The organism is Streptomyces adelaidensis, assembly GCF_016598475.1.
Lineage (GTDB): Bacteria > Actinomycetota > Actinomycetes > Streptomycetales > Streptomycetaceae > Streptomyces > Streptomyces adelaidensis.
Genome location: NZ_JAEMUX010000185.1, coordinates 1 through 3896, shown reverse-complemented (window position 1 = coordinate 3896; position 3896 = coordinate 1). Strand labels below are relative to the sequence as shown.

The following is a 3896-nucleotide window of genomic DNA, read 5'->3' as shown; positions in this document are numbered from 1 at the left end:
GCAACTTCAGCTTGCACACCTCTCTGTGCCTGACCTCTGTGCCTGACCTCTGTGTCTAACGTGACCCCCTCTCGATCACATCATCCGATCGGCTGATACGAGGATCCACCGAACCGCCCCCGGACCGGAGCCGGTCGGCCGAGCCGAACACCCCGCCGGGGCACCCAGGCTGGCATCAGCACCCGAGCCACCCCGGAAGGAACAACCCCATGCCGCCGACCACCAAGAACGTCACCGTCAACCGGGCCGCCCTCGGCCACCGCATCACCTACGCCCTGCGCCACCCCGGGCGGGTGCCGCGCCACCTGGTCCGCTCGGCCCGCGACATGTGGCTGCGCCGCCGTCATCCGGACCACATCGCGTACTACCGCGCGGTGATGCGCTCCGACACCCGCGCCGACCCGGACGCGGCGGTCGGCAGCCGCAGCCGTGAACGGTGGCTGGCGCTGGGCGCGATGCAGCGGATCTGTCCTCACGTCAGCGGCCGCCCCGGCACAGGGACACGTACGACAGTCGCAATAACGGTCCCGCGGTGTCAGGCCGTCGGCAGCCCGTATGCGCGGTCGTAGTGCTGGGCGACGAGGACGCCGGAGCGGTCGCAGGCGAGTTGCCAGTCGTTGAGGCCGGTCTCCAGGCCGTCGGTGAAGTTCCACAGGAGTGTGCCCTTGGAGCTGTCGATGGCGTAGAAGCCGTTCTTGTTCTTGTAGGCGGGGACGTAGACCCCTTCGGGGCCGGCGGTGACCGGCTGGTCGACGTTGAGGCGTGGGGTGGGGCAGAACCAGCGCCGGGAGCCGGTCGCGGCGTTGAAGGCGTAGACGCCGGCGGGGTTGGTGCCGGTGACGTAGACCGTGTTGCCGTAGACGCCGAGGGAGGCGAACTGGCCGCGCTCGGGCTTCACCCGCCAGCGGAGCTTGCCGTCGGCGAGGCCGAGGGCTTCGAGTTCCTGCCCGATGGCGAAGACCGTGCGGTCGAGTACGGCGAGGCCGGGCCGGAGGTCGTAGCCGACGGGGTGTCTCCACAGGACGCCGGAGTTGGCGGTGTCCCGGGCGGTGACGTTGCGCAGGCCGTCGGCGTAGACGAAGACGCCGGTGTGGATCACCGGCGCGATCCGGATGCCGACGTCCTCCGGGCTGATGGGGATGACTTCGGTCCGGCGGGCCGCGAGGTCGACGCTGAACACCGTGTCCGTGGACGTCGCGACGCCCTGTTCGGCGGACTCACGCTGGAGGCGGACACCGATGACCGAGATGGTCCGGTCGTTGTCGCCGCCGAGCAGTGTGTTGAAGCGGAAGTCCGGCCCGAAGTCGATGGTGAAACGTTCCGTCCCGTCGGCCGGGTCGACTCCGATCACCGTCGACCCCTCGCCGAGCGCGATCGCGGCGTCGAAGGCCAGTATGGCCGGAGTGGGCGACTGACTGATGCCCTCGAAGACCCACTTGGGCTGGGTACCGTCCTTCAGGTCGAGGCAGACCATGTCGCCCGGACGGGTCTTGACCAGGGCTGTTCCGTCGTTGAAGACGGCCGGCGCCTGGAGCAGCGGACCGCTGCGGTACGTCCACAGCGGCTTCGGGGCCGGGCCGAGCGGCTCCGTGGACCGCACGGCCGTTTGATTCTTCCTCCGTCCGAGCACCAGGGCGGCGCCGATGGCGGCGGTGGCGGTGGAACCGGCCGACACGGCGAGGACCGTACGCCGGGACGGACCGGGCCGTGTCCCGGCGCGACGATGACCGGGGGAGCCGGCGCGGTACGGCGCCGGGTCCTCGGGGCGGGAAAAGGGCCCCGAACCGGGCTGCTGGGTGCCGGCCGACCCCTCGGCCCGACGGCCGGAGTACCCCGAGTACCCGATCTGTTCGACCTGCCCGACCTGCCCGACCTGCCCGGGGTATGCGGAATGGTCGCGGGACGCGGAGTCGTACGTCGACGGGGTCTTCGCGGCGCCGGCCGTCGGGTCCTGCTCGAAGTCGTAGGCGGCCGGATCCCTGCTGTGGGCGTACGGCCCCCGGTCCCTCTCACCGGTGTGGGGCGCCCGGTCCCGGCCGAACACGTCCGCTTCCGGGGCGGGTCCGGCCGAGGGGAAGGCAACCGGGCGGTTCGGGGTAGCGCCGAGGCTCCGCACCGCCGCCGCGCGGAAGCGGATCGAGGAGGCCACCGACGCGGGCAGCCAGCGGTCGGCCGTCAGCTGCTCCACCCCGCCGGGCGCGCAGGCCGCGGCCAGCTTGTCCGGGGTGATCCGCAGCCGTGGGTCCTTGGTGAGACAGAGGTTGATGATCTTGTCCAGCGGCTCGGGCACGCCCGTCAGATCGGGTGCGCTGTGCACGACCTGGTAGAGCAGCGTGGCCGCCGCGCTGCCGCTGAACGGCGCGTGTCCGGTCGCGGCGAACGTGAGGACCGAGCCGAGCGAGAAGACGTCCCCCTCCGGGCCCAGCGGCTCGCCCGTGGCCTGCTCGGGGCACATGTACTCGAAGGAGCCGAAGAGCGCGCCGGAGCGGGTGAGGTCGTAGCCGTCGCTCGCCCGGACGATGCCGAAGTCGATGACGCGCGGGCCGTTGGCGGAGAGCAGCACGTTGGACGGCTTGAGGTCGCGGTGGACCAGTCCGGCGGCCTGCACCGAGATCAGCGCCTCGGCGATGCCGGCGCCCAGCACGAGCACCGACTCCACGGGCAGCGGACCGTACGCGGCGACCGCCTCGGCCAGCGTGGGGCCGGCTATGTAGTCCGTGGCCAGCCACGGTATGGCGGCCTCCGGGTCGGCGTCCACCACGGGCGCCGTGAATCTGCCGCCGACCGCTCCGGCGGCCACCACCTCCCGGCGGAAGCGGATACGGAAGTTTCTGTCCCCCATGAGCTCGGGGCGGACGGCCTTGACCGCGAGGGTCCGCCCCTCCGGGGACCGCGCCAGATAGACCCGTCCCATCCCTCCCGCACCGAGCCGTGCCACGAGCCGGTAGGGACCCAGTTCCTCGGGATCGTCTGAGCCCAGTGGCTCCATACCTCAGCTGCCTGTTCAGTGAAGACGGGCGAGAATCGGCCCGCAGGGGTGGGGGGAACCGACTGGCCCGGGCGGGTCCCGGTGACCGTTCCCCCGGCGGCTCGGATCTTTGGAGCCACGGCCCGCGCCCGGGCCGCCGGTCACGGGTTTCCCGAGTACTGCCCCGGTGCCGGAGCAAGGCGTGGAGGCCTGATCGCTCGGACGGGGTTGACGTCAGCCTAGAGGTTGAAAGGCCGGACGGGCAGTGTTTTCAGCCACAACTTTAAACTTCCACTAAGGGAAGTGCTCATCCATATCACGTTCTGTGCACGGGGGCTGGCGGTCGGTCAGGTGACTCCTGTAAGCGGTCGACAGCGGTCGAACAGCCGCCGCCGTGGCCGAACGTCGCCGGTCCGGTCGTGGGTTCAGTTCACCCGGTTCCCGTTCTCCAACTCGACCGGACCCCCACCGTCCGCCAGCGCGTCGAGGGCGGCGAGCACCCGGCGGCCGAGCGTCTCCGAGAGGTGTCCGATGAGTTCGGCGCGTGGGACGAGCCGCCAGGACAGCAGCTCCTCCTCCTGCAGCCGGATGCGCTTGAGATCCTCCTCCCCGAGCACCCCGCCGTCGTACACGTACGCCACCAGCGGCGGCCGCCCCGGCCCCTGCACCCAGTCCACGGCGAGCAGCCGCCCCAGCTCGACGTCCAGTCCGATCTCCTCGGCCGTCTCGCGCCGCGCGCCCTGCCTCGGTGTCTCTCCGTCGTCCGACTCGATCGTGCCGCCCGGCAACGCCCATCCCTCGCGGTAGTTGGGCTCGACGAGCAGTACCCGCCCCTCGGCGTCCCGGAAGACCGCGGCGGCGCCGGCGAGGACGCGGGGCAGGCTCGCGATGTACGCGGCGAAGTCTTGAGTGGTCATCCTGGAAGGGT

At 71.3% G+C, this 3896-nt stretch carries 2 protein-coding genes and 1 pseudogene; 1 reads left to right on the top strand and 2 read right to left on the bottom strand.

Translation table 11 applies throughout. The annotated features are described in order from the left end of the window. Nucleotides 1–209: 209 nt before the first annotated feature. A pseudogene (locus I8N67_RS41005) lies at nt 210–461 on the top strand (methyltransferase); the annotation flags it as partial. A gap of 74 nt (nt 462–535) precedes the next feature. Here the strand turns inward: I8N67_RS41005 and I8N67_RS41000 are convergent. Further along, nucleotides 536–2989, bottom strand: coding sequence for a protein kinase domain-containing protein (locus tag I8N67_RS41000; protein ID WP_200309401.1), 2454 nt, complete (start codon nt 2987–2989; stop codon nt 536–538). Between the two features lie 404 nt (nt 2990–3393). Further along, complete coding sequence (locus I8N67_RS40995; RefSeq protein WP_200309400.1) at nt 3394–3885, bottom strand: NUDIX domain-containing protein; 492 nt, start codon at nt 3883–3885, stop codon at nt 3394–3396. Nucleotides 3886–3896: the final 11 nt, after the last annotated feature.